Annotated in this window: 23 protein-coding genes and 1 tRNA gene; 13 read left to right on the top strand and 11 right to left on the bottom strand. The window is 67.3% G+C overall.

Annotated elements, in window-relative coordinates; all coding sequences use genetic code 11:
- The first annotated feature begins 298 nt into the window (after window positions 1-298).
- Window positions 299-3,508: a PAS domain-containing protein gene (locus AC1RJ9_RS05420; RefSeq protein WP_492836686.1), complete on the top strand. Its 3,210-nt coding sequence runs from the start codon at window positions 299-301 to the stop codon at window positions 3,506-3,508.
- A gap of 22 nt (window positions 3,509-3,530) precedes the next feature.
- Window positions 3,531-3,929 (top strand): response regulator transcription factor, encoded by a 399-nt coding sequence (locus AC1RJ9_RS05425; RefSeq protein WP_492836688.1) that lies wholly within the window; start codon window positions 3,531-3,533, stop codon window positions 3,927-3,929.
- 126 nt (window positions 3,930-4,055) lie between these two features.
- On the opposite strand, the gene AC1RJ9_RS05430 is transcribed toward AC1RJ9_RS05425, so the two are convergent.
- Window positions 4,056-4,412 carry a PilZ domain-containing protein gene (locus AC1RJ9_RS05430; protein WP_492836690.1) on the bottom strand — a complete coding sequence of 119 codons (357 nt, stop codon included), beginning with the start codon at window positions 4,410-4,412 and terminating at the stop codon, window positions 4,056-4,058.
- Between the two features lie 152 nt (window positions 4,413-4,564).
- Between AC1RJ9_RS05430 and AC1RJ9_RS05435 the strand changes: the two genes are divergently transcribed.
- The gene (locus AC1RJ9_RS05435; RefSeq protein WP_492836692.1) at window positions 4,565-4,882 is read left to right on the top strand and encodes a hypothetical protein; all 318 of its coding nucleotides are present in this window, start codon (window positions 4,565-4,567) and stop codon (window positions 4,880-4,882) included.
- A gap of 188 nt (window positions 4,883-5,070) precedes the next feature.
- Here AC1RJ9_RS05435 and AC1RJ9_RS05440 read toward each other — a convergent pair.
- From AC1RJ9_RS05440 to AC1RJ9_RS05455, 4 genes are all read right to left on the bottom strand, one after another.
- Window positions 5,071-5,160, bottom strand: a tRNA-Ser gene (locus AC1RJ9_RS05440).
- A gap of 309 nt (window positions 5,161-5,469) precedes the next feature.
- Complete coding sequence (locus AC1RJ9_RS05445) at window positions 5,470-6,315, bottom strand: MBL fold metallo-hydrolase (protein WP_492836693.1); 846 nt, start codon at window positions 6,313-6,315, stop codon at window positions 5,470-5,472.
- 106 nt (window positions 6,316-6,421) lie between these two features.
- On the bottom strand, window positions 6,422-7,123 hold the full coding sequence (locus tag AC1RJ9_RS05450) for a hypothetical protein (RefSeq protein WP_492836695.1): 702 nt from the start codon (window positions 7,121-7,123) through the stop codon (window positions 6,422-6,424).
- 127 nt (window positions 7,124-7,250) lie between these two features.
- Window positions 7,251-8,276 carry an RluA family pseudouridine synthase gene (locus AC1RJ9_RS05455; RefSeq protein WP_492836697.1) on the bottom strand — a complete coding sequence of 342 codons (1,026 nt, stop codon included), beginning with the start codon at window positions 8,274-8,276 and terminating at the stop codon, window positions 7,251-7,253.
- Window positions 8,277-8,368: 92 nt separating this feature from the next.
- On the opposite strand from AC1RJ9_RS05455, the gene AC1RJ9_RS05460 reads away from it, so the two are divergent.
- Complete coding sequence (locus tag AC1RJ9_RS05460; protein ID WP_492836699.1) at window positions 8,369-10,852, top strand: TonB-dependent receptor; 2,484 nt, start codon at window positions 8,369-8,371, stop codon at window positions 10,850-10,852.
- A 200-nt stretch (window positions 10,853-11,052) separates the two neighbouring features.
- Entirely contained in the window at window positions 11,053-12,759 is a 1,707-nt protein-coding gene (locus AC1RJ9_RS05465) for an alkaline phosphatase D family protein (protein ID WP_492836701.1), read from the top strand.
- Window positions 12,760-12,891: 132 nt separating this feature from the next.
- On the opposite strand, the gene AC1RJ9_RS05470 is transcribed toward AC1RJ9_RS05465, so the two are convergent.
- Together AC1RJ9_RS05470 and hisI are read right to left on the bottom strand one after the other, a co-directional pair.
- Window positions 12,892-13,518: a LysE family translocator gene (locus AC1RJ9_RS05470; protein ID WP_492836703.1), complete on the bottom strand. Its 627-nt coding sequence runs from the start codon at window positions 13,516-13,518 to the stop codon at window positions 12,892-12,894.
- Window positions 13,505-13,924, bottom strand: a complete 420-nt coding sequence (gene hisI / locus AC1RJ9_RS05475) for a phosphoribosyl-AMP cyclohydrolase (protein ID WP_492836705.1) — start codon at window positions 13,922-13,924, stop codon at window positions 13,505-13,507. Before hisI ends, AC1RJ9_RS05470 begins: the two co-directional genes overlap by 14 nt.
- A gap of 112 nt (window positions 13,925-14,036) precedes the next feature.
- On the opposite strand from hisI, the gene AC1RJ9_RS05480 reads away from it, so the two are divergent.
- Window positions 14,037-14,921, top strand: coding sequence for a DUF817 domain-containing protein (locus AC1RJ9_RS05480; RefSeq protein WP_492836707.1), 885 nt, complete (start codon window positions 14,037-14,039; stop codon window positions 14,919-14,921).
- Between the two features lie 45 nt (window positions 14,922-14,966).
- Here AC1RJ9_RS05480 and folE read toward each other — a convergent pair whose 3' ends face one another.
- The gene (folE, locus tag AC1RJ9_RS05485; protein ID WP_492836709.1) at window positions 14,967-15,602 is read right to left on the bottom strand and encodes a GTP cyclohydrolase I FolE; all 636 of its coding nucleotides are present in this window, start codon (window positions 15,600-15,602) and stop codon (window positions 14,967-14,969) included.
- A 198-nt stretch (window positions 15,603-15,800) separates the two neighbouring features.
- Here folE and cysS point away from each other — a divergent pair, with 198 nt between their 5' ends.
- The 6 genes from cysS to AC1RJ9_RS05515 are packed head-to-tail and all read left to right on the top strand — an operon-like array spanning window position 15,801 to window position 21,364.
- Window positions 15,801-17,192: a cysteine--tRNA ligase gene (cysS, locus tag AC1RJ9_RS05490; protein ID WP_492836711.1), complete on the top strand. Its 1,392-nt coding sequence runs from the start codon at window positions 15,801-15,803 to the stop codon at window positions 17,190-17,192.
- 14 nt (window positions 17,193-17,206) lie between these two features.
- Window positions 17,207-17,668 carry an SRPBCC family protein gene (locus AC1RJ9_RS05495; RefSeq protein ID WP_492836713.1) on the top strand — a complete coding sequence of 154 codons (462 nt, stop codon included), beginning with the start codon at window positions 17,207-17,209 and terminating at the stop codon, window positions 17,666-17,668.
- Window positions 17,669-17,675: 7 nt separating this feature from the next.
- Window positions 17,676-18,137 (top strand): iron-sulfur cluster assembly scaffold protein, encoded by a 462-nt coding sequence (locus AC1RJ9_RS05500; protein WP_492836715.1) that lies wholly within the window; start codon window positions 17,676-17,678, stop codon window positions 18,135-18,137.
- Between the two features lie 52 nt (window positions 18,138-18,189).
- Window positions 18,190-18,444, top strand: coding sequence for a membrane protein insertion efficiency factor YidD (gene yidD / locus AC1RJ9_RS05505; RefSeq protein ID WP_492836717.1), 255 nt, complete (start codon window positions 18,190-18,192; stop codon window positions 18,442-18,444).
- Complete coding sequence (gene thrS / locus AC1RJ9_RS05510) at window positions 18,441-20,438, top strand: threonine--tRNA ligase (RefSeq protein WP_492836719.1); 1,998 nt, start codon at window positions 18,441-18,443, stop codon at window positions 20,436-20,438. Before yidD ends, thrS begins: the two co-directional genes overlap by 4 nt.
- Window positions 20,438-21,364 (top strand): glycosyltransferase family 2 protein, encoded by a 927-nt coding sequence (locus tag AC1RJ9_RS05515; RefSeq protein ID WP_492836721.1) that lies wholly within the window; start codon window positions 20,438-20,440, stop codon window positions 21,362-21,364. Before thrS ends, AC1RJ9_RS05515 begins: the two co-directional genes overlap by 1 nt.
- 33 nt (window positions 21,365-21,397) lie before the next feature.
- On the opposite strand, the gene AC1RJ9_RS05520 is transcribed toward AC1RJ9_RS05515, so the two are convergent.
- Genes AC1RJ9_RS05520 through AC1RJ9_RS05530 form a run of 3 tightly spaced genes read right to left on the bottom strand, consistent with a single transcriptional unit; the run spans window position 21,398 to window position 24,344 of the window.
- On the bottom strand, window positions 21,398-21,763 hold the full coding sequence (locus tag AC1RJ9_RS05520) for a hypothetical protein (protein WP_492836722.1): 366 nt from the start codon (window positions 21,761-21,763) through the stop codon (window positions 21,398-21,400).
- Entirely contained in the window at window positions 21,760-22,659 is a 900-nt protein-coding gene (locus tag AC1RJ9_RS05525) for a hydroxymethylglutaryl-CoA lyase (protein WP_492836724.1), read from the bottom strand. The genes AC1RJ9_RS05520 and AC1RJ9_RS05525 overlap by 4 nt, the downstream gene beginning before the upstream one ends.
- Window positions 22,656-24,344 carry an ArnT family glycosyltransferase gene (locus AC1RJ9_RS05530; protein ID WP_492836726.1) on the bottom strand — a complete coding sequence of 563 codons (1,689 nt, stop codon included), beginning with the start codon at window positions 24,342-24,344 and terminating at the stop codon, window positions 22,656-22,658. Before AC1RJ9_RS05530 ends, AC1RJ9_RS05525 begins: the two co-directional genes overlap by 4 nt.
- A gap of 169 nt (window positions 24,345-24,513) precedes the next feature.
- Here AC1RJ9_RS05530 and AC1RJ9_RS05535 point away from each other — a divergent pair, with 169 nt between their 5' ends.
- Complete coding sequence (locus tag AC1RJ9_RS05535) at window positions 24,514-25,239, top strand: glycosyltransferase family 2 protein (protein WP_492836728.1); 726 nt, start codon at window positions 24,514-24,516, stop codon at window positions 25,237-25,239.
- Window positions 25,240-25,330 lie beyond the last annotated feature (91 nt).

A 25,330-nucleotide genomic window follows, 5' to 3' on the forward strand; every position in this document is an offset into this window, starting at 1 on the left:
AGATCCTCGGCGGACGCGCCGTTCGGTATCGCCCACGATCTTAACCCCGCCGTGGATCCGCAGGTGGCGCTGCTCAAGGCGATTTGGCGGGAGATGGCGCTACGCTGACGCTCAACTAGGTTCGATGGGAGCCATCTGTTGGAGCGGTACCGCCAGGCGAGAGCCGCAGCGGCACGCTGCCATCCGCCAGAGCGGCTCGCCCCCCGTGAAGGAGCCTGCGCTCGATTGTCGCGCTTATGATTAACCCTTGCGGTAACGCTGTTGTGCGAGAAGGGCCAAAACGGAGAAACGGTAGGCCATGCAAGGAGCGCAAGCGCGGCGTCTTGAAGCGCTTCAGATACTTGAGGCGCTGAACCGGCCGTCCCAAGAACGGTTCGGGCTTGTGACGGCCTTGGCGGCCGACCTTTTCAAGACCCCGCTCGCCCTGGTGTCCTTGATCGAGGTCGACGGCTCATCGCCCCTATCCATGCCCGCCGTAGCCGCCAACAGCTCGCCGCAGGCCTGGACGTTCAGCGCCGAGGCTCTTCTCATGGGCCCCAATGCCCTGCTGGTCGTCGAGGATGCGATGGAGGACCCGCGCTTCGCCGCCGATCCCCTCGTCACCGGCGCCGCCAATATCCGCTTCTATGCTGGCGCGGTGCTGACCACGCGCGACGGCCGACCCCTCGGCACCCTGTGCGTCATCGACACCCGACCGCGCCATCGCCTGCGACCCGCCAAGCTCGACCGCCTGAAGATGCTGGCCAGGATCGTCGTTGATGAACTGGAACTGGCGCGCGCGCATCGGTTGGCCAGCGAAAAGCAGCGTCTGCTGGAACTGACCGAGAGCGTGTCGGGCGTCGGCCATTGGCGCATTGAGGTCGGAGCCGGCGATGTGGGCTGGTCGGACATGGTCTATACGATCCATGGGGTCAGCCGCGAAGACTTTGAACCCGACCTCCAGAACTCGCTAGCCCTCTATCATCCCGACGACCGGGCCAAGTTGACGGCCTGCGTCAGGGAGGCCGTGGCCGCCAAGGGCTCTTTTGAAGCTCAACTGCGCATCAACCGTCCAGACGGCGAGATTCGCGATGTGATCTCCAGGGGCGTGTGCGAACTCGATGAGCACGGCGAGGCGACGGCGGTGTTCGGCGTATTCCAGGACATCACCGATCAGACACGCATCTTGAATGCGATCAAGCGCAGCGAACGTCGCTACAAGTTGCTCGCCGACAATATGAGCGACGTCGTCACGCGCATCCGTCTGGACGGCGGCAGCGGCTACATCTCGCCGACGATCGAGCGGCTTCTCGGCTATCGACCTGAGGAGATGACCGGTCGCTCAGCTCAGGACTTTGTCCACCAAGACGACCGATCCCAGATCCTGGCGATATTCGGACAGATGGCCCAAGGTTTGGAGCAAAAGACCCTTCAACACAGAGCGATCCACAAGGATGGGCGGACCGTCTGGGTCGAGACCAGCTTCCGATTGGTGCGGGACAAACAGGATCAGCCGCTCGAGATCGTGGCGGTAATCCGCGACGCGACAGACCGCAAGGCGCTTGAGGACGCGACGATCGCCGCGCGCGATGAGGCCCGAGAACAGGCCCAGAGAGCGGCAACGGCCGAGCGCATGGCCGGACTAGGTCACTGGCGGCTGGAGGTGGCGACGCGGTCGGTGACCTGGTCCGAACAGATGTACCAGATCTACGGTCTCGACCCCGCCTTGCCGCTCGACCTCGACGCCCTCCTGGCCATGACCCATCCGGACGATCAAGCCGAGTCCAGCCAGCGCTTGCACCGCGCCCTCACCACGGGCCAGCCGACGATGGAGGCCGTCTTCCGCCTCATTCGGGCGGACGGCCAGTTGCGAGACATTACTGGAAACATGCTGGTCCAAAAGGACGCCGATGGCCAAGTAGTCGCCGTGGTCGGCACGATGAGCGACGTCACCGAGCAGCAACACGCGCAGGCCGCCCTCGCTCAGAGCGAAGCGCGCTATCGGCTCCTGGCGGAAAACGCCAGCGACCTGATCATGCACAGCGACGTCAAGGGGCAGGTGACCTATGTCTCGCCGTCAATCCTCCCCACGACCGGCTATGCGCCCGAGGCGTTGGTCGGGACCAACATCCTCGATTGGATCGCCCCCGAAGACGTACCCGGCGTGCAAGCCGCCGTCGCCAAACAGTTCAAATCGCGAGGCGCGGAACCGCCGATCGCCGTGGAATATCGCGTGCGGCACAAGGATGGACGCGAGCTGTGGTTGGAAGCCCGCCCGACCCTGGCCTTTGACCCAGAGACCGGCGCCATCACCGGGATCACCGATGTCGTGCGCGACATCTCCGCCCGTAGAGTGCTGGAAGCGGAGTTGCGAGCGGCGCGCGCCGAGGCCGAGGCCGCCGCCGCCGTGAAGTCGGAGTTCCTGGCCAACATGAGCCACGAGTTGCGCACGCCGCTGACAGCGGTGCTGGGGTTCTCGCGGCTGGCTGAGGAGCAGCCGGAGTTGTCGGACACCACGCGCGGCTATCTAAAGCGCGCCTGCAACGCCGGCCAGGCCCTGCTTCTGACGGTCAATGACATTCTCGACTTCTCCAAGCTCGAAGCCGGCCAGGTCGAGATCGCGCCACGACCGATGTCGCCCGCGAAGTTGGCGGCCGAAACCCTCGACCTCTTTGCGACCCAGGCCGCCGAGAAGGGGATTGAGCTTCACCTGGGCGGGCTGGAGACTCTGCCACGGACCGTGCGGGCCGACCCCGACCGGATGCGCCAGATATTGCTCAACCTGATCGGCAACGCCGTGAAATTCACGATGGTCGGCAGCGTCCGCGTTGACGCCATCTTCGAGCCGCTTGGCGGATTCCTGTCATTCGCGGTGACAGACACTGGCCCGGGCGTTCCCGAGGATCGCGCCGATCAGCTGTTCCAACGTTTCTCCCAAGTTGATGCGTCCTCGACCCGCAAACACGGCGGCACCGGTCTTGGCTTGGCGATCTGCAAGGGCCTCGCCGAAGCCATGGGCGGCGACATCGGAGCGCAGAGCAAGGTCGGTGAAGGGTCCTGCTTCTGGTTTACAATTCCAGCTCCCGAACTGGACGTCGCCGCGCCCATCGCCGCTCCGCCACAAGATCAGATTGTGCTGCCCGCCGGCTGCCGAATCCTCGTGGCGGATGACAATCGGATCAACCGCGATCTCGTCCGGGCGATGCTCTCGCCGTTTGACGTCGAACTCACCGAGGTCGCGGACGGACTGGGCGCCGTGGCGGTCGCCAGCACGGCGCCGTTCGACATCATCCTGATGGATCTTCGCATGCCAGGCCTTGACGGCGCGGGCGCGGCCCGGTGCATCCGCACCGAGGACGGGCCCAACGCCACCATTCCGATCCTCGCCTTCTCGGCGGACGTCGATCAGGCCCAAGCCACGGGTCTGTTCGATGGCATGGTTGGCAAACCCCTGACAGGGGTGAATTTATTGACGGCGATCGCCAAAGCCATGGCTTGGCCGGAGGATCCCCTTGATGACGCAGCCTGAAGCGCGCAAGGGGAGGGTCTTCGTGGCCGAGGATGATCGCGGCGTTCTCGACCTGATCGTCACCCGCCTGACGCTCGCCGGCTACGACACCGCCTATGGTCGAGACGGTTGGGAAGCCGTTCAAGGTATCCAGCAGACGCGCCCGGCCGCCGTCGTGCTGGACATCAACATGCACAGCCTCGACGGGTTCGGCGTTCTGGATGCCTTGCGCAAGAAGCTCCCGCTCGCGCCGATACCGGTCATGGTGCTGACCGCTCGCAACGCCCCCGGCGACGTACAGCGCGCCCTAGCGCTCGGTGCGCGAGATTTTCTGACCAAGCCCTTTGATGACGCCCAACTCCTGGCGCGCGTTGCGAGACTACTACGACCAAGGCCGCGCGTGGTCGCGCGGGCGCCCTCTTCGCCGCTCCTGATCCTGTAGAGCGCCGGGGCCGGGATACCCCTTGCTGCGTTTGGGTCTCCTGGGTCTCTCGCACCGGCACTTCCAGCCGCCATCGGTTAGGCTTGGGTCAAGTCGTCTCGCCACGCGCGGCCCACGCATCCGATGTCAGCGCAACGCCATCTCTCGCCAGATCGCCTGGAGCATCTGCACCTGGCGATCGACAGGCTGGGTGAGATCATGCGCGCCCGTGAACGCCACGCCGAGCCGGAGGCCGTGCCGCCACACCAAGGTGGCGTCATAGACCGTGCCTGTGCGGGCGAGCAGCAGCCGGAACGGTGGCACGAGCAAGACGGGGCCTTCGAGTTCGACGAGCGCGCCCGCCGGGCTCAGGTTGCGTACGCCGCAGGCGGCGGTCTGGGCCGGCTCACCGTAGGAGAACCGCGCCGCGAGCAACGTGCGTTGACGTGGCGCGCGGCGGCGGTCGGTGGAACGATCTTTCACGGGCGTGAAGGCGAGGGCCATGCGTGCAGCATGCCACGCAAATCTTGCGTTCCGGTTGCCGCTAGCCTAGCGGACCGCACGCAGGGCGCGCCGATGATAACGCCGTCATCCGAAAGTCGCGGGCCAAGCGACTTTTTTGGCGCGCCATATGGTTAAGCTTGCTAAGAGCCCGCATGCTCCAGAAAATCCAAACCTTTCTCGACGCGGCCATGATAGTCGGCCTCGGTGTTCGCTTGAGTGAACTTGCCCAGGACGTTCAATCCAGCATCGACGCCTTTCCGGATACGCCCGACCGCCGGTATCTCCAGCGCCTCGAAATGCAACGTGACCGGCTGGCCAATCCCGACCTGCGGCTGGTCGGCGCTGTCCTGCACCAGCTTTGCGAGGAAGACCCGAACCGGCGGACGGTGTTGGAGCCCGCGCTGGAACCCCTGCTACCGCAGCATCCTTACCTGGCAGTGCTGCGCCGTGAGGCGGAAAGCCGGGCGTAAGCGTCGATACGGGTCAGCACCCGAAACTAGCCAGATGAGGCCCGCGTCGCCGGGTTGTTGGATATGGGGGTCGAGCTCGATTCTGGCTGACCCCATAGGATCGCGAATCAAAAGTGGGGCCCAAGGTGGGGCCAAGTGGCCTGCGCCTTTGAAATCTGCAGGGAAAACAGTCGCTTAATCCAGGGTGGTGGCGGAGAGGGTGGGATTCGAACCCACGGTGCCCTTCCAGGCACGCCGCATTTCGAGTGCGGTACATTCGACCACTCTGCCACCTCTCCAGGCCGCCGTTCCGAGCGGTTTTTGGAACCGCCCGAGGTCGAGGGCGCGATACCTAGCGGCGTCGCCGCTGGGACGCAAGCCCTTCTTCCCAGCTTTTTTCCGCCTGGAGCATGACAGCCGAAAGTGGTTGCCGGTTTCGGCGACCGCCATGCTCCAAACTCTTGAAAGAGAGCCTGTTTATCCGTTTCGGATGGGACATCCGAAGCGGACAGGCTCTCTGCCTTTCGGTCGCGGAATCATCTGAGTGCAGCGGAAAACGGCGATGGTTTTTCCGTCGCTTCGCCGCGGGTCCGTCGCGAAACGAAAGCCTAGAGCTTGGAGATATCCACCGGCGGGAAGCGCGGGCCGCTTTCCGGTTCGGACGGCAGCTTGCCCGAGCGGATGGCGACGCGCAGGGCGGCGGAGGCCAGCACCGGGTCGGGCAGGATAGCGTCGGCGGCGGTGCGCAGGGCGACAAAGTCCAGCCGGTCGATCTTGTCGTTCAGCTGGATGTTGGCGGCCTTCTCCTCGGCCACGGTCGACTCGCACGCCTCGCCGGCGCAGACGCCGGGCAGGATGCGGGTCTGTGGTGGCAGCTTGAGGAACTTGCGGGCGTCGTCCCAGGCCTTGCCCGCGTCCGCGCCCGGGATGTCGCAGCGGCCGGCGCCCTCGGCGGGGGCCAGCAACAGGTCGCCGGTGAACAGGACGTCGCCCAGCTTGTAGGCCACCGCGCCGGGCAGGCGACCGGTCACGGCGATCGTGGAGATCTGCAAGCCCCCCATCGGCAGGGGCTCGCCGTCCTTGGCCAGCTTGTCGAAGTCCCAGCCGTCCAGGTCGACCATGGGCTCGCCGAACTTGGGGGCCAGGCGCTTGAGGCTTTCGACGACCTTGGCGCCGATGCAGACCGAGGCCCCGGTTTCGTATTTCAGATGACCGGCGGCCGACACGTGGCCGGCGTGAAGGCCGGTCTCCAGGATCCAGGTCGGGCCCAGGTCGCGGGCGCGGATTTCGGCGATGATCCGGTTGATGAAGCTGGCGTCCACCGCCTCGGTGACGGGATCGAAGTCCAGGACCGGATCGACAATGGCGCAGAGATAGGTGGCGGGATCGACGATCAGATAGGTTACCGTCCCCGTCGCGGGATGGTGGTATGCGATGATTTCCGGCTGCATCAATCTGCCTCAGACGCCCGAGGCCGGCACCATGGCGGCCAAGCCGTTAAACATCCGCGAACGGCGATACGGCTTTCGACGGTTTCTGGGCTGTTTGGCGCCGGCCCGCTCAGCGCCTGTCGGCGGCGGCGCAGGGATGGCTTCCGTCGCGCATGCCCTCGACCCACAGCGGCTCGACATAACGGCCGCCATCGCGGAAGCCGGGCGCGCAGCCGTCCGGGGTGTCGGAGCCGCTCCGGCGGTTGCCGGTCATGATCGACAGGGCGACCGACTGGCTCTCGCCGCCGCGCGTGCGACCATATCCCGGGCCGTAGCCATAGCCGCCGCCGTACCCGTAACCGGGACCATAACCGCCGCCATAGTAGGGGTCGTACCAACCGCCGCCATGCTTGCCGAAGTCGGTCTTGGAGACGGCGACCCCGACCGTGGTGTTCTCGCCGACCGGGAACAGGCCCGAGGCGTAGACGCTGCGATAGCCGCCGGTGCCGACGGATACGCCCATCTCGCCATGAACCTTGCGCTTGCCGTTCTCGTCGCGGTCGGCGGGCAGCAGGCCGCGCGGGCCGTCGTCGACCTCGGGGCCGGGATTGGCGGCGATGAAGGCGGCGATCTGTTCCTGGGTGGTCAGCTGCCTGACCGGCGCCGGCGCCGCCGGAGCGGCCGGAGCTGTCGCGGTCAGGGCCTGGGCCGAGGGCTTGGCCTGGGCGGTGGCGATGACCTCGTCGTCCTCGCTCGCGAAAGCAGGGCCAGCGAGAACGGCGGCGCTCATGCTCGCGGCGGTCAGGGCGATAATCGCGAGATGATGCCGCATGGGACGCTCCAACATGACCCGGCCGATAAACTGGACCGCCCAAGAACTAGACCGGTAAGCCAGCGCAATTAGGGCGCTTTTGTTGCCAGGGCGCAAGTTTAACCCGCCTTGTGAATATGGGCCGGGTTCAGAGCGTTTCCAGTCCCGCCTCCAGCGCCGCCATGTCAGGGGGCAGGGGCGTCTCGAAGCGCAGGATCTGGCCGGTCACGGGATGGACGAAGCCCAGCACCGCCGCGTGCAGGGCCTGGCGCTTGAGGCCCGCCGCCGCGACCTGCTCGCGGACCGGCCCCGCCGCCTGGCTGGCGCCATAGACGGGATCGCCCAGGCAAGGAGAACCCTTGCTGGCCATGTGGACGCGAATCTGATGAGTGCGGCCGGTTTCCAGGCGGCACGCTACGCGGGCGGCCAGCGGTTTGTCTTGTGGCCCGAACGCGGCCTCCACCCGGTAGTGGGTGATCGCCTGACGGCCGCCGGACTTCAGCACGGCCATCTTCTTGCGGTCGCCGAGCGAGCGGCCCAGCAGGGTGTCGATCGTGCCGTGGGCCGGCGACGGCGCGCCGCGCGTCAGGGCGACATAGAGCCGGTCGATATCGTGGGTGGCGAACAGCTTCGACAGACCCTGGTGCGCCACGTCACTTTTGGCGGCGACCATGACGCCGGAGGTGTCCTTGTCGAGGCGGTGGACGATGCCCGGCCGCGCCACGCCGCCGATGCCCGACAGGCTGTCGCCGCAATGGTGCAGCAGGGCGTTGACCAGGGTGCCGTCCGGCGTGCCGGGCGCCGGATGCACGGCCATGCCGGCGGCCTTGTCGACCACGATCAGGTGCTCGTCCTCGTAGAGGATGGAGAGCGGAAGGGCCTGCGGCTCAGGATCGGCCGGGGCGGGCGGCGGCACCGACAGCATGTAGGTCCCGGCCCTGGCCTTGCGCGAGGCGTCGGTGATCGGCTGGCCGTCCAGGGAGAGGCGGCCTTCGCTGATCAGGGCCTGCAGGCGGGCGCGCGACAGGTCGGGGAACAGCGGGGCCAGCACCTTGTCCAGGCGCTGGCCGGCCAGGCTGTCGGGAAGGTCGGCGGTCAGCGTCTCGCCGGCGCCCGCTTCGGGAGCATCGGCGTCCAGGGCGTCGTCATCCAGCTGGTCTTCGACTCTATCCACCGGGGTTTCATCGCTCCGTCACGCACTCGTCGCGTAGCCGACATGGCCCATGCCTACGGCCCAGGTCTAGTACGGCGCCGAGGGGATAATCGATGCACGCTTTCCGCACCACCACGCTGTTGACCGCCAGCCTCCTGGCCCTGGCCATCGCCGCTCCGGCCATGGCCGCCGATGAGACGCCGGCCAACAACGATCAGGCCACCCAGCTGGGCGAACTGGTCATCACCGCCCAGAAGCGCGCCCAGGACCCGGTGGAGGTGCCGATCGCGGTCACCGCCTATTCGGGCAAGTTCCTGGAAGCCATCGGCGTCAAGTCGTTCGAGGAGCTGTCGGCCTTCACCCCCGGCTTCCTGGTTCAGAACCAGTCGAACAACAACTCCGGCTTCGTGATGCGCGGCATCACCTCCGACTCCGGCTCGTCCGCCGACGAGGCGCGGGTGTCGATCTATCAGGACGGCGTGTCGATCTCGCGCTCGCGCGGCTCGTATGTCGAGCTGTTCGACATGGAGCGTGTCGAGGTCGCCAAGGGCCCGCAGTCGACCCTGTTCGGCCGCGGCGCCCTGATCGGGGCGGTGAACCTGGTGCAGAACAAGGCCAACCCGGCCAAGACCGATTGGGCGCTGAAGGCCGAGGGCGGCACCGGCGGCTATTTCACCGGCGACGCCATGGTCAATTTCGCGTTCGGCGACGGCAGCGCGCTGCGCATCGCCGCCCGCACCCGCCAGGTCGACGGCTATGTCGACGACGCGGCCGGCGGCGACCCCTACAACTCGACCGACACCCAGGCGGTGCGCGTCGCCTATCACCTGGAGCCTGGCAATCTGAAGCTCGACCTGATCGGCAACTACCAGGTCGACGACACCACCGGCACCTCGTTCAAGAGCCACACCTTCAACCCGACCAACCCGGTCACCGGCGCGGTGCTGGGCGACACCGGCGTGGCCTCCGCCGCGACCCTGTCGCCGGGCGCCGGCTTCGAAGGCGGCAAGCCGCTGGGCCTGGACCGCAAGGTCTACGGCCTGACCGCCCTGGCCGAGTACAAGCTCAGCGACAGCCTGACCCTGTCGTCGATCACCGCCACGCGCGCCTTCCACTCCAACGAAGTGTTCGATCCGGACGGCACGAGCCTGCCGATCCTGACCTTCGCCGAGGACGCCAAGGGCCGTCAGCAGAGCCAGGAACTGCGCCTGCGCTATGACGACGGCGGCCGTTTCTCGGGCTTCGTCGGCGGCAACTACTTCCATGAGACCGGCTCGTGGCGGATTCCTGGACAGTATGACGAGCGTCTGGTGCTCGCGCTGCTGGCCGGGAACACGCCCCTGGGCATCAGCCGTCCGAACCCGCAGCCTCTGGCCGTGCTGACCAACCCGGCCTATCTGGCGCAGGTGCTGCAGCTGGGCTTCGGCATTCCGGCCGCCATCGCGCCGGGGATCGTCTCGAACCTGAAGCCGATCCACCGCGAGACCTTCGCCAACTACAGCGAGAACACCGCCTACGACGTCTATGCCGATGGCACGTTCAAGCTGACCGACAAGTTCGAGATCACGGCCGGCATCCGCTACACCAGCGAAGACCGCGAGGCCGCCTACACCTCAAGCGTCGACAACGGCCGTTCGATCCTGGGCATCCTGCTGGCCGCCCCGACCCCGACCAACCTGTTCCTGGCCGCCCAGCCGAACGCGGTGAACAATCCGGCCCTGCCGATGGTCGGCCTGATCACCCAGCCGACGGCGAACAACGGCGACCGATTCAGCAAGAAGATCGACGACAGCGGCCTGACCTGGCGCCTGGTCGGTCGCTATGCGGCTTCGGACGACCTGAGCTTCTATGCGTCCTACGCCCGCGGCCGTCGCCCGGACGTGATCTCGACCAGCGCCCCCGCCGCGCCCCTGGGTTCGGCCCGCTTCAACGTCGTCGACGCCGAAGAGGTCAACAGCGTCGAGGGCGGCGCCAAGGCCAAGCTGGCCGGCGGCCGCGTGTTCCTGTCGGGCGCGGTGTTCCACTACGACTACGACAACTTCGCCACCAGCTTCCGCCAGGGCGCCCAGGTCGTGACCCTGAACGCCGGCAAGGCCAAGGCCTACGGCTTCGAGGGCGAGGCCCGCGTCCAGGCCGACGACTACTGGACCCTGTTCGCGACCTACGGCTACAACCACGCCCGCCTGAAGACCGGCCTGCGCGAGGGCAACCACTTCCGCCTGTCGCCGGACAGCACCTTCTCGGTGGGCGCGGCGTTCAGCCACGAGGCCTTGGGCGGCAAGCTGACCTTCACCCCGACCTACACCTGGCGCTCGAAGATGTTCTTCGACGACGACAACGACCGCTCGGACCTGCAGTCGGCGGGCCTGTTCCCCGACACCAAGGTCGACGAGTACCAGAACGCCTACGGCCTGCTGAACGTTCGCGTCGGCTTCGGCGCCGCCGACGACCGCTGGAAGGTCGAGGCCTTCGTGGAGAACCTCAGCGACCAGAAGTACCTGAAGGACGCCGGCAACACCGGCGACAGCTTCGGCATCCCGACCTTCATCGCCGGCAAGCCGCGCTTCATGGGTGTTGGCGTCACGTTCCGTCACTAACCTTACCACCGTTTCCCCGGCGAAGGCCGGGGCCCAGATGGAGGAGTGCTAGGGCAGGTTCCAAGAGCTCAACGCTCTTCCAATCAGCCCAAACGCCTTGGGATCTGGGTCCCGGCTTTCGCCGGGAAGATCGGATTTGAGGGGGAGCTCGACAGCTCCCCGTTTTCCATTGTTTCGTACGCTCACCGGAGGGCCGTTCCATGCAGATCGATCGTCGTAAGGTTCTGGGCCTGCTGGGCCTGTCGGGCGCCGCCGCCGGCGAGGCCGCGGCCGCCACCGTCAAGGGCATGCACGATGGCCCGGTCAGCTTCGACCACGGCGTGGCCTCGGGCGATCCGCTGCAGGACCGCGTGATCCTGTGGACGCGGGTGACCGCGCCGGGCGCCAAGCTGCCGGTCGGCGTGCGCTGGGACGTGGCGAGCGATCCGGCCTTCAAGACCATCGTCCGCCAGGGTCACGCCACCACCGACGCCGGACGCGACCACACGGTCAAGGTCGACGTGACCGGGCTGAAGCCGGGGACCGAGTACCACTACCGCTTCCGCGCCAGCCGCGCTGGCCAGCCGGTCGGCGAGGCGGTGGTCGGCCGCACCCGCACGCTGCCGACCGGCGCGACCAAGGACGTGGTCCTGGCGGTGGCCTCGTGCAGCCTCTATCCGAACGGCTATTTCAACGCCTATGACGCGATCGCCAAGCTGCCGCGCGTCGACGCGGTGCTGCACCTGGGCGACTACATCTACGAGTATGGCGGCGCGCCCGGCGACTACGGCATGAACTCGCCGACCGCCAAGACGCGCATGCCCGACCCGCCGCACGAGATCGTCACCCTGGACGACTACCGGCGTCGTCACCGTATCTACAAGACCGACCCGATGCTGCAGGCGGCCCACGCCCGCGCGCCGTGGATCGTCGTCTGGGACGACCACGAGACCGCCAACGACAGCTGGATCGGCGGGGCCGAGAACCATACCCCCAAGACCGAGGGTGACTGGGCGACCCGCAAGGCCGCCGCCCTGAAGGCCTACTATGAGTGGATGCCGATCCGTGAGCCTTCGGCGGGCGCCTTGCCCGAAGCGGCCTGGCGCGGCTTCCAGTTCGGCGACGTCGTCACCCTGCTGATGACCGAGACGCGTCTGACCGCGCGCAGCCAGCAGCTCGACTACGAGACCGACCTGCCGGTCGTCGACGGCAAGCCCGATGTCGCCGCCTTCGTCGCCAAGTGGAAGGATCCCTCGCGCCGGATGATGGGCCAGGATCAGGAGCGGTGGCTGGCCGGTCAGGTCGGCGCCTCGGTCAAGGCCGGCACGGCCTGGCAGGTGCTGGGCAACCAGGTGGTCATGGCCCGCGTCGCCACGCCCAACCTGCAGAAGACGATGGGCGAGGAGAAGTTCGGGGCCCTGGTCGCCCAACTGCCCGACTACGCCAGGAAGCGCGTCGCCCAGTCTGTGGCGATGTCGGCCTACGAGATCCCGTCGAACCTCGACGCCTGGGACGGCTATCCGGCCGATCGCCAGCGGGTCTACGACATCTTCACCGCCGCCCAGGCCCGGCCGATCGTGCTGGCCGGCGACAGCCACATGTTCTGGGCCAACGAGCTGTGGAACGACGGCGGCGACAAGCGGGTGGCCGTCGAATTCGGCGCGACCTCGATCACCTCGCCCGGCTATGGCGACCTGATGCCCGGCGCCCCGATCGGCGAAGCCTTCGTCCAGCGCAACAAGGAAGTCCGCTACAGTCACGCCAGCGCCAAGGGCTTCGTGTTGCTGACCCTGGAACACGGCAAGGCGACGGGCGACCTGGTGGCGGTCTCGACCATCCTGGAGCCGAAATACGAGACCAGCGTGCTCAAGCGCTTCGTCGTGACGCCCGCCGCCGGCGGCGGCGTCGAGGCGCTGAAGGAAGCGTGATGAGCTTCTCCTTCCCCTTTATGGGGAAGGGGGACCACGCAGTGGTGGATGGGGCCGACCCGCAGGGCGCCTGCGGGGCCCCCTCCGTCGGCTCCGCCGACACCTCCCCCATGAAGGGGGAGGAGCAATCACCTACCGCCTTTCCAGCGCCAGGCGCAGGCCGAACGCCACGAACACGCAGCCGGTCACCCGGTCCAGCCAACGCACCACCACCGGGGCGCGCAGCAGACCGGCGATCGGCACCGTCGCGGCGATCAGGGCGGCGAACCACAGCAGGCCCAGCGCCACGTGGATGCCCGCCAGCAGCAGGCCGAACCGGGCCGGATCGGCGCCGGCCGGGATGAACTGCGGCAGGAACGACACGTAGAAGATCCCGACCTTGGGGTTGAGCAGGTTGGTCAAGAGGCCGCGCCGCAGGGCCGCGATCGGGCCGGCGTCGATGGCCTTCATCTCGCCGGGCTCGAACTGGTCGCGAGGCTTGAGGATCATGCGGATCCCGGTCCAGGCCAGATAGGCGGCGCCGACCCACTTGAGGACCGTATAGGCGGCTTGCGAGGCGGTCAGCAGGGCGCCGACCCCGAACGAGGCCGCCGCCCCCCAGATAAAGCAGCCCAGACCGATCCCGATCGCCGCCCCGGTCGCGCGGCGCGGTCCCTCGGCGGCGGCGGTGCGGATCACCAGCGCGGTGTCGAGGCCCGGCGTCAGGGTCAGCAGGCCCGCGGCCAGGGTGAAGGCGATCAGGGCCTCAGGCGTGGTCATGGAGGGGCGCTTCCCGCTCGACCAGCTGTCCGTCTTCAAGAACACGGTAGAAGCACGAGCGGAAGCCGACGTGGCAGGCGCCGCCGTCGCCGCGCGGGCGCACCTTCAGCAGCACCGCGTCCTGGTCGCAGTCGACCCGCAGCTCGACGACGTCCTGCAACTGGCCGCTGGTGTCGCCCTTCTTCCAGAGCTCGCCCCGCGAGCGGCTGAAATAGTGGGCGATGTTCGTCTCGACCGTCAGCTTCAGGGCTTCGGCGCTCATCCAGGCCAGCATCAGGATCTCGCCAGTGTCGGCGTGCTGGGCCACCGCCACGACCAGGCCATCGGCGTTGAAGCGTGGGGCCAGAGCGGTTCCGCGCTCCAGATCGTGCTTGCTGTGGGCTTGGGGGAACAGGTCGGTGCTCATGGCGCCACATATGGCGCAGGGCGAGGCCCTGCGCTAGTTTCCCACTCCGCAAAGCCTGCCTGAGCAGGCTTTTTGGAAAGCTGGATCGCGGCGTCGCGCTCCGGGGGACGCGATGAACCTGAAAGACCGCATCAAGGCCGGCGTGGCGGCGCTGGACGTGAAAGCGAGGCCGTGGGCGCGCCAGTCGCGCTGGAACGGCTATGCCTACGAGTTCCTGCTGTTCGGGCTGAAGCAGGCCTGGGCCTGCCTGTTCGGCGGCCTGATGCTGGCGCTGATGGTGGGAACCCATCTGTTCTGGCCGGAGCACGCGCCGCTGGCGCGCTACGACTTTCTGGTGATCGCCGCCGTCGCCATCCAGGCGATGCTGCTGGCCCTGAAGCTGGAGCGCTGGGACGAGGCGCTGGTCATCTTCATGTTCCACGTCGTCGGCACGATCATGGAGCTGTTCAAGACCGCCCACGGCTCGTGGATCTATCCCGAGCCCAGTCTCTTGCGCATCGGCGGCGTGCCGCTGTTCACCGGCTTCATGTACGCCTGCGTCGGCAGCTACATCGCGCGGATCTGGCGGCTCTTCGACATTACCTTCGTGCGCTATCCGCCGTTCTGGAGCACCCACATCCTGGCGGTGCTGATCTACGCCAACTTCTTCAGCCACCACTACATCGTCGACTTCCGGATGGGGCTGTTCGCCCTGTCGGCGATCCTGTTCGGCCGGACCTGGTTCGTGTTCACGCCGGACCACGTCGCCCGCCGCATGCCGATGCTGATGGGCCTTGTCCTGGTGTCGCTGTTCATCTGGTTCGCCGAGAACCTGGGCACCTTCGCCGGAGCCTGGATCTATCCCAACCAGGCCCAGGGCTGGCATCTGGTGCCGATCGAGAAGATGGGCGCCTGGTATCTTCTGATGCTGATCAGCTTCGTGCTGGTGACGCTGGTCCACCGCCCGGTGGACGCCTGCGTGGCGCGGCTGCGCGAGGGGATCTGGCGCGCGGCCTAGACTTAACGCATCTCCTCCCCCGCCTGGGGGAGGAGGTCTCGTTTTTTACTTCCGCGTCACCAGGTCCATGAACCGCTGCTGCAGGACCTTGTCGGTCTTGAACACGCCGCGGAACTGGGTGGTGATCGTCGAGACGTCATGGTGGTGGACGCCGCGGGTGCTCATGCACTGGTGCTCGGCGTCGATCAGCACGGCGACGCCAGCGGCCGAGAGGTGGTCCTCGATGGCGTCGGCGACCTGCATGGTCATGGTCTCCTGCGTCTGCAGGCGCTTGGCGAAGATCTCGACCAGGCGGGCCAGCTTGGACAGGCCGACGACCTTGCCGGTCGGCATGTAGGCCACCCAGGCCTTGCCCAGGAACGGCGCCATGTGGTGCTCGCAGTGGCTCTGCACGTCGATGCCGCGCAGCATGACCATGTCGTCATAGCCCTGGACGTCCTCGAAGGTGCGCGAAAGCTCCTTGGCAGGATCGCCGTGATAGCCGGCGAACCATTCGCCATAGGCGTCGACCACGCGCTGGGGCGTATCGAGCAGGCCTTCACGGTCCGGATTGTCGCCGGCCCAGGCCAGCAGGGTCCGGACGGCGGCCATGGCCTCGTCTCGGGTCGGGCGCTGGGCGGGTTCAAGATCAAGACCGGTTTCAGAGCCGATCAGGGTTCGCTCGCGGGACAAAGCGTCCATGTTTTTCAGAGGTCTTTCCACGGGCTGAGTTGCGCCGAAGCGCCTGTCGCTCCGGAATTACGCGTGCCACCCGTTTCATATACGGCGCGGGGAGCGATTTAGACGCATCGCGACATGGCCCTTACCGTATCAGGAAGATATATGGGGCCGGCCCCTTTCGGGGGCAACACCTCCGTTACGTTAGGTTGCCGCGACCCAATGACCCTGAAGATCCATGACACCCTGGCGCGCGAGAAGCGCGACTTCGTTCCCGCCGATCCCCAGCGGGTGACGATGTACGTGTGCGGTCCGACGGTCTGGAACCACGCCCACATCGGCAATTTCCGTCCCGTGGTGGTGTTCGACGTGCTCTATCGCGTCCTGCGCGGCCTCTATGGCGAGGACGCGGTGGTCTATGCCCGCAACGTCACGGACGTGGACGACAAGATCAACAAGAAGGCCGCCGAGGAAGGCGTCGACATCTCGGTGATCACCGAGCGCTACCTGGCTGCCTATCACGCCGACGCCGACGCCCTGGGCGCGCTGCGTCCGAACCTGGAGCCGCGCGCCACCGACCATATCGGCGCGATCGTCGCGATGATCGGCAAACTGGTCGACAACGGCTCGGCGTACGCCGCCGAAGGCCACGTGCTGTTCGACACCCAGAGCTTCCCCGACTACGGCCAGCTGTCGGGCCGTCCGCTGGACGAGATGATCGCCGGCGCCCGCGTCGAGGTCGCGCCCTACAAGCGCCACCCGGCCGACTTCGTGCTTTGGAAGCCGTCCAAGGAAAACGAGCCCGAGTGGCAAAGCCCCTGGGGCGCGGGCCGTCCGGGCTGGCACATCGAGTGCTCGGCCATGATCGAGAAGACCCTGGGCGACACGATCGATATCCACGCCGGCGGCATCGACCTGGCCTTCCCGCACCACGAGAACGAGGTCGCCCAGAGCCGCTGCGCCCACAAGACGCCGGTGCTGGCCAACTACTGGATGCACAACGGCTTCCTCGACATGGCCGGCGAGAAGATGTCCAAGAGCCTGGGCAATGTCGTCATCCCGCACGAGCTGCTGAAGAACGTCCCGGGCGAGGTGATCCGCTGGGCGCTGCTCTCGGCCCACTATCGCCAGCCGCTGGACTGGACGCCGGAGCTGCTGGAACAGTCCAAGAAGTCGCTGGACCGCCTGTACGGCGCCCTGCGCCGCGCCAAGGACGTGCCGCTGGACCAGGCCATGGAAGCCCCGGAAGAGGTGGTCGCCGCCCTGATGGACGACCTCAACACGCCGCTGGCCACGTCCGCCTTCTTCGAGGTCTCCAGCCTGATCGAGAAGGCCGTGACGGCCGGCGACACGGTCGCCATCGCCGCCAACAAGGCCCGCCTGATCGAGGCCGGCGCCCTGCTGGGCTTCCTGCAGGCCGACCCGGACAGCTGGTTCGAGGGCGACGCCTCCGACGAGCTGAAAGCCCAGGTCGAAGACCTGCTGGCCAAGCGTCTGGCCGCCCGCGCCGCCAAGGACTGGGCCGCCGCCGACGCCATCCGCGCCGAGATCGACGCCCTGGGCGTGGTGGTCATGGACGGCCCGTCGGGCGCCACCTGGCGAATGAAGGACTAAGGGTTAGCGAGCCGATGAAGCGCGCCGTAGAGCACCGTATCGGGGTCCAGGCCCCCGCCGAGATCGTCTGGGAGATCGTCTCGGAATTCGAGTCCTGGGAGACATGGAACCCGCTCTACCGCAAGGCCGAGGGGCAGCTGAAGATCGGTACGAATCTCACCCTGGAGCAGCACCTGCCCGGCCAGCCGGCCACGGTGATCACGCCGGTGGTTCAGGACTGGGTGCCGTACGAGCAGTTGCACTGGCGCTCCAGCCGGATCGGCGGGTTCGTGACGGCCATCCGCTATCTCGAGATCGAGAGCATGGGTCCGAGCAACTCGACCTTCTCGAACGGCGAGCTCTTCATGGGCTTGCTGCTGCGGTTCGTCAGCCGCGAGGAACGCCGCAAGCTGCGGGCCGCTTTCACGCAGATGGGCGAAGCCGTTCGTGATCGCGCCGAGGCCATCTGGTCCGAGCGCCAGAAGACCCCATCTTGAGTTTCCAATGATCGACGACCTCTACAGCGCCAGAATCCTGACGCTCGTGGCCAACATGCCGCGAGCCGGACGCCTGCCCGCGCCCGACGCCAGCGCCGAGAAGCACGCCAAGCTGTGCGGCAGCCGGATCGTCGTCGACGTGGTGGTCGAGGACGGCAAGGTGGTCGACTACGCCCAGGAGGTCTCGGCCTGCGCCCTGGGCCAGGCCGCCGCCGCGATCCTGGGCGCCAATGTCATCGGTGCGGAACTTTCCGACATCGAGTTGGCGCGCGACTCACTTGCCGCTATGCTGAAGATGAACGGTTCGCCTCCCGCGGGCCGGTTCGCGGAGCTCGCTGTGCTGGAGCCGGTCAAGGACTATCCCGCCCGTCACGCCTCGACGCTGCTAGCGTTCGAGGCGACCGTCGAGGCTGTCCGGAAGGCCACAGCTGTCTCCGAAACGCGAACTAGCACCGCCGGCGCGGCTTGATCCCTCTCTCCAGGGAGTGTGTAACCGCACTGCAACAAAGTCGCGCGCCGGCATGACCTTCTACGACCGCATCGTCGACCTTGGCCTTCGCGCCTACAAGTTGACGCTCTCGCCCCTCATCGGGCGGCAGTGCCGCTTCGCGCCGAGCTGTTCGGAGTACGCGGCCGCCGCCCTCAAGGATCATGGCCCGCTCAAGGGGTCCTGGTTGGCGTTGCGACGGATTTGCCGCTGCAATCCGTTAGGTGGCTCGGGGTATGACCCGCCGCCGCCGGGGCGCCAGCCACGCAAGTGGATATGTGAAGAATGATCGATCTGGTTTTCCCCGACGGCTCCGTCCGTCAGTACCCCGATGGTTCGAGCGGGCGCGACGTCGCCGCCGCCATCTCCAAGTCGCTGGAAAAGAAGGCCCTGCTGATCAAGCTGGACGGCCAGGTGCTGGACCTCGACCGCCCGCTGACGCCCGACCTGCTGGCGGGTGAGCGCAAGTTCGAGATCCTGACGCGCGAGGCGCCCGAGGTCCTCGACACCATTCGCCACGACACGGCCCACGTGCTGGCCGAGGCGGTGCAGGAGCTGTTCCCCGGCACGCAGGTCACGATCGGCCCGAACGTCGAGGACGGCTTCTACTACGACTTCGCGCGCGACGAGCCGTTCAGCCTGGACGATCTGGAAACGATCGAAAAGCGCATGAAGGAGATCGTCGACCGCGACGAGAAGATCCGCCGCGAGGAAGTCGATCGCGACGCCGCCATCGCCGATTTCGAGGCCATGGGCGAAACCTACAAGGCCCAGATCATCCGCGACCTGCCGGCCAGCGACACGATCACGGTCTATCACCAGGGCGACAAGTGGAAGGACCTGTGCCGGGGCCCCCACCTGCCGTCGACGAAACACGTCGGCAAGGCCTTCAAGCTGACGAAGCTGGCCGGCGCCTATTGGCGCGGCGACCAGAACAACGCTCAGCTGCAGCGCATCTATGGCACGGCCTGGGCGTCGGAAGCCGACCTCGAAGCCTATCTGAAGCGCATCGAGGAAGCCGAGCGCCGCGATCACCGCAAGCTGGGCAAGACGATGGACCTCTTCCATATCCAGGAAGAGGGCAAGGGCATGGTGTTCTGGCACGCCAAGGGCTGGGCCCTGTACCGCGTGCTCGAGGACTATATGCGCCGTCGCCTCGACGCGGCCGGCTACAAGGAAGTGAAGACGCCGCAGATCCTCGACAAGAGCCTGTGGGAGAAGTCGGGCCACGCCGAGAAGTTCGGCCACGCGATGTTCATGTGCGAGAGCGCCGAGGGCGAGATCCTGGCGGTCAAGCCGATGAACTGTCCCGGCCACATCCAGATCTTCAACGTCGGGCAGAAGTCTTATCGCGAGCTGCCGCTGCGCATGGCCGAGTTCGGCGCCTGCCACCGCTACGAGCCTTCGGGCGCCATGCACGGCATCATGCGCGTGCGCGCCTTCACGCAGGACGACGCCCACATCTTCTGCCGCGAAGAGCAGGTCACGGAGGAAAGCGCCCGCTTCATCGAACTGTTGCGCAGCGTCTATAGCGACCTGGGCATGACGCTGGCCGACACCAAGTTCTCGACGCGTCCGGACTTGCGCGCCGGCTCGGACGAGGTCTGGGACAAGGCTGAGGCGGCCCTGTCGGCCGCCGCCGAGGCAGCGGGCGAGACCTTGGTGCTGCAACCAGGTGAAGGCGCCTTCTACGGCCCGAAACTAGAGTTCTCGTTGAAGGACGCCATTGGCCGTGTCTGGCAGTGCGGCACGCTGCAACTTGATTTTGTTTTGCCGGAACGATTGGACGCCGAGTACGTTTCGGAGGATGGTTCGAAGAAGCGTCCGGTGATGCTTCACCGGGCAATCTTGGGGTCCTTCGAGCGTTTCATCGGCATCTTGTTGGAAAACTTCGCGGGCGCCCTGCCTGTTTGGCTCGCGCCGACGCAGGTTGTCGTGGCCACGATCACATCCGACGCCGATGACTACGCCCGTGAGGTCGTCGAGAAATTGACCAGCTTGGGGATGCGCGCGGAAGTGGATCTGCGTAATGAGAAGATCAATTACAAGATTCGCGAGCACAGCCTCGCCAAGGTGCCCGTGATCGCAGTGGTGGGTCGTAAGGAAGCCGAGACGGGTCAACTGGCCCTTCGTCGCCTTGGCGGTGAAGGTCAGAATATCCTGCCGCTGGAGGAAGCCCTCCGCGTCCTGAAGGCCGACGCCACCCCGCCCGACATCGCCCGCGTCCAAGAAGCCGCCAGACTGGGGCTCGCCAAACCCGCTCCGGAGGCTGCGACCGCCTGATGAACAGCATCCTCCCGTCCGTCTCGACCCTTGCCGTTGGTGCGCGTCCGGCCCGTCCGAACGTATCCGTCGTCATGGTCGTCTATCGGACGGGAGAGGCGCTGGCCCAGAGCATCAAGCATGTCCTGGCCGAGCCGCTGGTCGACGAGTTCGTCATCGTCGACAACGGGTCGGACGGGCGCGACGAGGACATGCTGCGTTCGCTGGCCCTGACCGAGCCGCGGGTCGTGCTCAAGCAGGGCCACGGCAATATCGGCTTCGCCCGCGGCGCCAACATGGGCGCCTCGACGGCGGGCGGCGAGTACATCGTCTTCCTGAATCCCGACGCCAATCTGCAGGCGGGCTGCGTGTCCGCCCTCGTGACGGCCTTCAAGGGCCAGCCGACCCCGACCGTGGTCGGCGCGCGGGTGCTGAACGTCGACGGCTCCGAGCAGCGCGGCGGCCGCCGCGGCGAGGTCACGCCGATGACCACCGTGCTCAGCTTTGGCCAGTTCACGCGTCGTCATCCGCAGCTGGCCAGCTTCGAGATTCATCGCGAGAACGAGCCGCTGCCGTGCGCGCCGGTGCCAATGCCGACCATCTCGGGCGCATGCTTCGCCATGCGCCGCGGCGACTTCGAGGCTCTGGGCGGCTTCGACGAGGGCTACTTCCTGCACGTCGAGGACATCGACCTGTGCTGGCGCGCGCGCCGCTCGGGCGGCCAGGTGCTGTTCCAGCCCGACGCTCAGGTCATCCACCTGGGCCACACCAGCCAGGAACACCCGCTGAAGGTCGAGTTCCACAAGGGCGTCGGCTTGACCCGCTACTTCATCAAGCGCGCCGACAGCCTGCAGCTGTTCGCGGCGGCGGTGCTGCTGGCCCCGGCGATCATGCTGATGTCCGTGTGCCGGCCGCTGCTGTGGAAGCTGACGGGACGGCCGATCTAGGGTTCGAACGCCTCTCTCAAGGCCGGGCGTTCTTTACATCGGTCCGATCGTCTCGAACCGCAGCCCATTCGGCCCCTCGATCGACGTCGGGGCTTTCAGACTCTTCGCCGGCAGCAGAGCCTTGTAGCGGTGGTACGCCGCCGTCGCGTCGCGGCCCGCCTTCACCGTCAGGCACTGGTCGAACTCGCCCTCGCGGCCCCAAGGCTTGCGTTCGGAGCGGGCGATGTCGGGGTCGGTCCTGACCTTGCCGGCCACCGTCGCGGCCAGCGACTGATCGATCCCCATGCCGTAGCTGCCGAACTTGATCGTCACGTCGCAGCGGGCGGCGGGACCGTCGTCGACGGGCGCGGCGGCGCAGGCGGCCAGGCCCAGGGTCAGTAGGGCGGCGAGGCGGATCATGCGGGGAAGCCTCCGGCGCGGGCCAGGGACGAGGCGGGGGCCTTGCCCAGCTTGGCGCTGATCTCGCGGCCGATCTCGATCAGGGCCGCCAGATCGTAACCCGTCTCGAAGCCGGCCCGTTCCAGCATGTAGACCAGATCCTCGGTTCCGATATTGCCGGTGGCGTTCGGCGCGAACGGACAGCCACCCAGGCCGCCGACCGAGGCGTCCAGCACGTCGACCCCTGCCTCGACGCTGGCATAGGCGTTCGCCAGGCCCGTGTTGCGGGTGTCGTGGAAGTGCATCCGCAGGCGCGCATCTGGCGCGGCGGCGCGCACGGCCTCGATGCGCTTGCGGACGGTCCAGGGATCGGCGACGCCGATGGTGTCGGCGATGGCGATCTCGGCTACGCCCAGGGCGGCGGCCTCGCGGACGATGGCCACGACCTGGTCTTCGGACACCTCGCCGTCGAACGGACAGCCGAAGGCCACCGAGATGGTCGCGGTGATCGGCGGGCCGCCCTCGACCGCCTGGCGCTCGGCGATGGCGGCCAGCGCATCGATCTGCTGGCGCACCGTCGCGCCCTGGTTGGCCAAGCCGAAGCCGTCGGAGGCGCAGACCACGACATTGGCCTCGTCGCACTGGGCGGCGACACAGCGCTCCCAGCCGCGCATGTTCAGCACCAGGCCGATCCGCGAATGATCGAGGTCGGCCGGCAGAGCCGCCATGATCTCCTCCGCGCCCGCCATCTGCGGCACGCGGTTGGGATTCACGAACGACACCACCTCGGTGCGCTTGGCGCCGGCGGCCTCCAGCTTGCGGATCAGGTCCAACTTCTCGTCGACCGACAGGGACAGCTTCTCGTTTTGCAGGCCGTCGCGCGGCCCGACCTCGACGATCTGGATGAAGCGGCTCACGGTTGGACCTCGTCTTCAGGAGCAGGAGCCTGGGGCTCGCCGCGGTAGATGGTCAGGCGTTCCTGGTCGCCGTCGGAATAGTTCAGGCCCTCGACCGTGGCGACGGGACGCGGAGCCAGGCCCAGGCCGGCCAGGGTGTCGCGGAAGGGCTTCTCCTCGCGACCCTCGACCACGGCGGGGCGGCCTTCGACGACCGCCTGGGCCGCGCCCTCGCCGTTGGTCAGTTCGGTGGCCGTGCCCAGTTGGAAGATCAGGCTGGGCTCGGCATAGCCGGTGACGGCCACCGGACCGGCCGCGCCCGAGCGGGGCGAGAGCCGGGTGCGGTCCAGGGCGTCGGCGACGTCCTTGGACAGGAACAGCGGCTCCAGGCGTGGGATCAGACCAGCGGTCAGGGCGACGTGCGCGCCAATGCCCAACACTCCTGCCGTGACCAGGGCGCGGGCCGAGTGGCGGCGCAGGAGCAGCACCGCGCCGGCGATCCCGGCGGCGAGAGCGAGGCCGGCGGCCACCGCCGTCCAGGCCAGATCTCCGCCCGCGCCGAATTGAATCTGGCCATAGAGGGCGACAGCGGCCAGCAGCGCGCCCATCAGCACCGACAGCCCGCCGCCGATCCAGCGGACCAGATTGCCCAGCGGCTCGCGCACGGCGGCGGCCATCAGCATGGCCAGGGCGCCGTAGGCCGGCAGTTCATAGTGAACCAGCTTGGTCGGCAGGATCTCGAACATCAGCCAGGTCGGGACCAGCCAGCAGACGGCGAAGCGCACGCCCGGTTCATTCCGTCGGGTCCAGCCGACGACCAGGCCAGCCGGCAGCAGCAGGGTGGCCGGGAACGCCAGCAACGGGGCCAGCAGGGCGTGGTAGCCGAACGGACCTGCGTGACCCTCCTGGCCGCCGGCCAGCTTGGGCGCCAGGTCGCCGCCCACGGCCGCGCCCCAGAAGGCGCCGTCGGTCGCGACGGTGATCATCATAGCCCACGGCAGACAGATGGCCGCGAACAGGATCAGGCCCCAGGTCCAGCCCAGGTCCTTCATCCAGGCCGCCTTGCGGTCCCAAAGGGCCAGGCCGCCCAGGGCGAAGATCGCCACCAGCAGGCCGACCGGACCCTTGATCAGCGCCGCGATCGACAGGCCCAGCCAGAAGGCCAGCTTGGTCCATTTCCCGGCCGGCTCGCCTTTCAGCTGGGCGGCGTAGACGCGGGCCAGGGCGGCCATGGCCAGGGTGGTGGTTCCGCACAGGGCCGCGTCGGTCTTGGCGATGAACGCCTCGGACGACAGCAGGAAGGTCGCCCCCAGGATCGAGCCGGCCAGCAGGCCGGTGCGCGGGTCGAACAGCGCCGCCGCGCCCCAGGCGCAGGCCGCCGCCGCCAGCATCGCCCCCAGCAGGGACGGGATGCGATAGGCCCAGATGCGTCGGTCCTCCGCGTCCGAGAACGCCTTGACGCTGAGCGCCTGCAGCCAGTGGATGCCGACAGGCTTCTTGAAGCGCGGCTGGTCCTGGAACTTGATGACCACGTAGTCGCCCGTCTCCAGCATCTGGGAGGTGGCCTGGGCGAAGCGGGACTCGTCCCGGTCCAGCGGCGGCATGGCGAATACGCCGGGCAGGCCGGCGATCAGGGCGACAAGCGCGGCGAACACAGGGCCGCGCCACCCGCGGCTCCAGTCATCCAGGCGAGATTCAAGCGTCATGCGGCCACGTTTAGCACGATCCTTTCGCAAGAGCGCGATAGCCGAAAGTGGAGGCCGGTTTCGGCGGCAATCGCGCTCTAACCTTTTGAATTAAGGCCTTTTTGTCCTTTTCAAAAGTAGGCTTTTGAAAAGGAAAGGCCTTGACGAATTTTTCCGCTATTAGAAGCCGATGAACGCCATCCCCGATTTTTCCGTCGTCGTGCCCGTCTTCGACGAAGGCGAGGCCGCTCCGAAGCTGGCGCACGAGATCGCGACCGCTTTCGCCGGCGAAAACTACGAGATGATCTTCGTCGACGACGCCAGCCGCGACGACACCAAGGCCCGCCTGGTCGCGCTGAAGGCCGAGATCCCGCAACTGCGGGTGCTGGGCCATCGCAAGAACTCCGGCCAGAGCCGCGCCGTGCGCACCGGCATCCTGGCCGCGCGCGGTCCGATCATCGTCACCCTGGACGGCGACGGCCAGAACGATCCGGCCGACGCCCCGCGCCTGGCCAAGACCCTGCAGGCCGGCCCCCAGACCCTGGCCCTGGTCGGCGGCGAGCGGGTCAAGCGCCAGGACTCGAGCGCCAAGCGCTTCGCCTCCAAGTTCGGCAACGGGGTGCGCAAGCGTCTCCTGAAGGACACCGCCAACGACACCGGCTGCGGGCTGAAGGCCTTCCGTCGCGAGGCCTTCCTGCGCCTGCCGTACTTCGATCACATCCACCGCTACATCCCGGCCCTGATGCTGCGCGAGGGCTACGAGGTGAGCTTCCAGCCGGTGAACCATCGTCACCGCGAGAGCGGGGTGTCGAAATACACCAATTTCGGCCGCCTCAAGGCCTCGGTGTCCGACCTGCTGGGCGTGATGTGGCTGCAGTCGCGGGCCCGCGATCCCCAAGGCGTGGACGAAGCTTAAGCGTCGCGGGCGAGGCCGCTTCACCCCCGGCCAGATTCCGGCTACGCCTTAACCAAGACGGCGGCTTGCATCCGCCGTAGGGGGAAGTTCG

The organism is Caulobacter sp. GW822-FHT07D08, from assembly GCF_058798735.1.

Bases quoted from the DNA above. Each gene is read 5' to 3' on its own strand.
- hisI (WP_492836705.1), bottom strand. From the start codon at position 13,924: ATGAGCACCGACCTGTTCCCCCAAGCCCACAGCAAGCACGATCTGGAG.
- AC1RJ9_RS05500 (WP_492836715.1), top strand. From the start codon at position 17,676: ATGATCGACGACCTCTACAGCGCCAGAATCCTGACGCTCGTGGCCAAC.
- AC1RJ9_RS05515 (WP_492836721.1), top strand. From the start codon at position 20,438: ATGAACAGCATCCTCCCGTCCGTCTCGACCCTTGCCGTTGGTGCGCGT.
- AC1RJ9_RS05420 (WP_492836686.1), top strand. From the start codon at position 299: ATGCAAGGAGCGCAAGCGCGGCGTCTTGAAGCGCTTCAGATACTTGAG.
- yidD (WP_492836717.1), top strand. From the start codon at position 18,190: ATGACCTTCTACGACCGCATCGTCGACCTTGGCCTTCGCGCCTACAAG.
- AC1RJ9_RS05520 (WP_492836722.1), bottom strand. From the start codon at position 21,763: ATGATCCGCCTCGCCGCCCTACTGACCCTGGGCCTGGCCGCCTGCGCC.
- AC1RJ9_RS05530 (WP_492836726.1), bottom strand. From the start codon at position 24,344: ATGACGCTTGAATCTCGCCTGGATGACTGGAGCCGCGGGTGGCGCGGC.
- thrS (WP_492836719.1), top strand. From the start codon at position 18,441: ATGATCGATCTGGTTTTCCCCGACGGCTCCGTCCGTCAGTACCCCGAT.
- AC1RJ9_RS05495 (WP_492836713.1), top strand. From the start codon at position 17,207: ATGAAGCGCGCCGTAGAGCACCGTATCGGGGTCCAGGCCCCCGCCGAG.
- AC1RJ9_RS05460 (WP_492836699.1), top strand. From the start codon at position 8,369: ATGCACGCTTTCCGCACCACCACGCTGTTGACCGCCAGCCTCCTGGCC.
- AC1RJ9_RS05450 (WP_492836695.1), bottom strand. From the start codon at position 7,123: ATGCGGCATCATCTCGCGATTATCGCCCTGACCGCCGCGAGCATGAGC.
- cysS (WP_492836711.1), top strand. From the start codon at position 15,801: ATGACCCTGAAGATCCATGACACCCTGGCGCGCGAGAAGCGCGACTTC.
- AC1RJ9_RS05470 (WP_492836703.1), bottom strand. From the start codon at position 13,518: ATGACCACGCCTGAGGCCCTGATCGCCTTCACCCTGGCCGCGGGCCTG.
- AC1RJ9_RS05480 (WP_492836707.1), top strand. From the start codon at position 14,037: ATGAACCTGAAAGACCGCATCAAGGCCGGCGTGGCGGCGCTGGACGTG.
- folE (WP_492836709.1), bottom strand. From the start codon at position 15,602: ATGGACGCTTTGTCCCGCGAGCGAACCCTGATCGGCTCTGAAACCGGT.
- AC1RJ9_RS05535 (WP_492836728.1), top strand. From the start codon at position 24,514: ATGAACGCCATCCCCGATTTTTCCGTCGTCGTGCCCGTCTTCGACGAA.
- AC1RJ9_RS05430 (WP_492836690.1), bottom strand. From the start codon at position 4,412: ATGGCCCTCGCCTTCACGCCCGTGAAAGATCGTTCCACCGACCGCCGC.
- AC1RJ9_RS05465 (WP_492836701.1), top strand. From the start codon at position 11,053: ATGCAGATCGATCGTCGTAAGGTTCTGGGCCTGCTGGGCCTGTCGGGC.
- AC1RJ9_RS05435 (WP_492836692.1), top strand. From the start codon at position 4,565: ATGCTCCAGAAAATCCAAACCTTTCTCGACGCGGCCATGATAGTCGGC.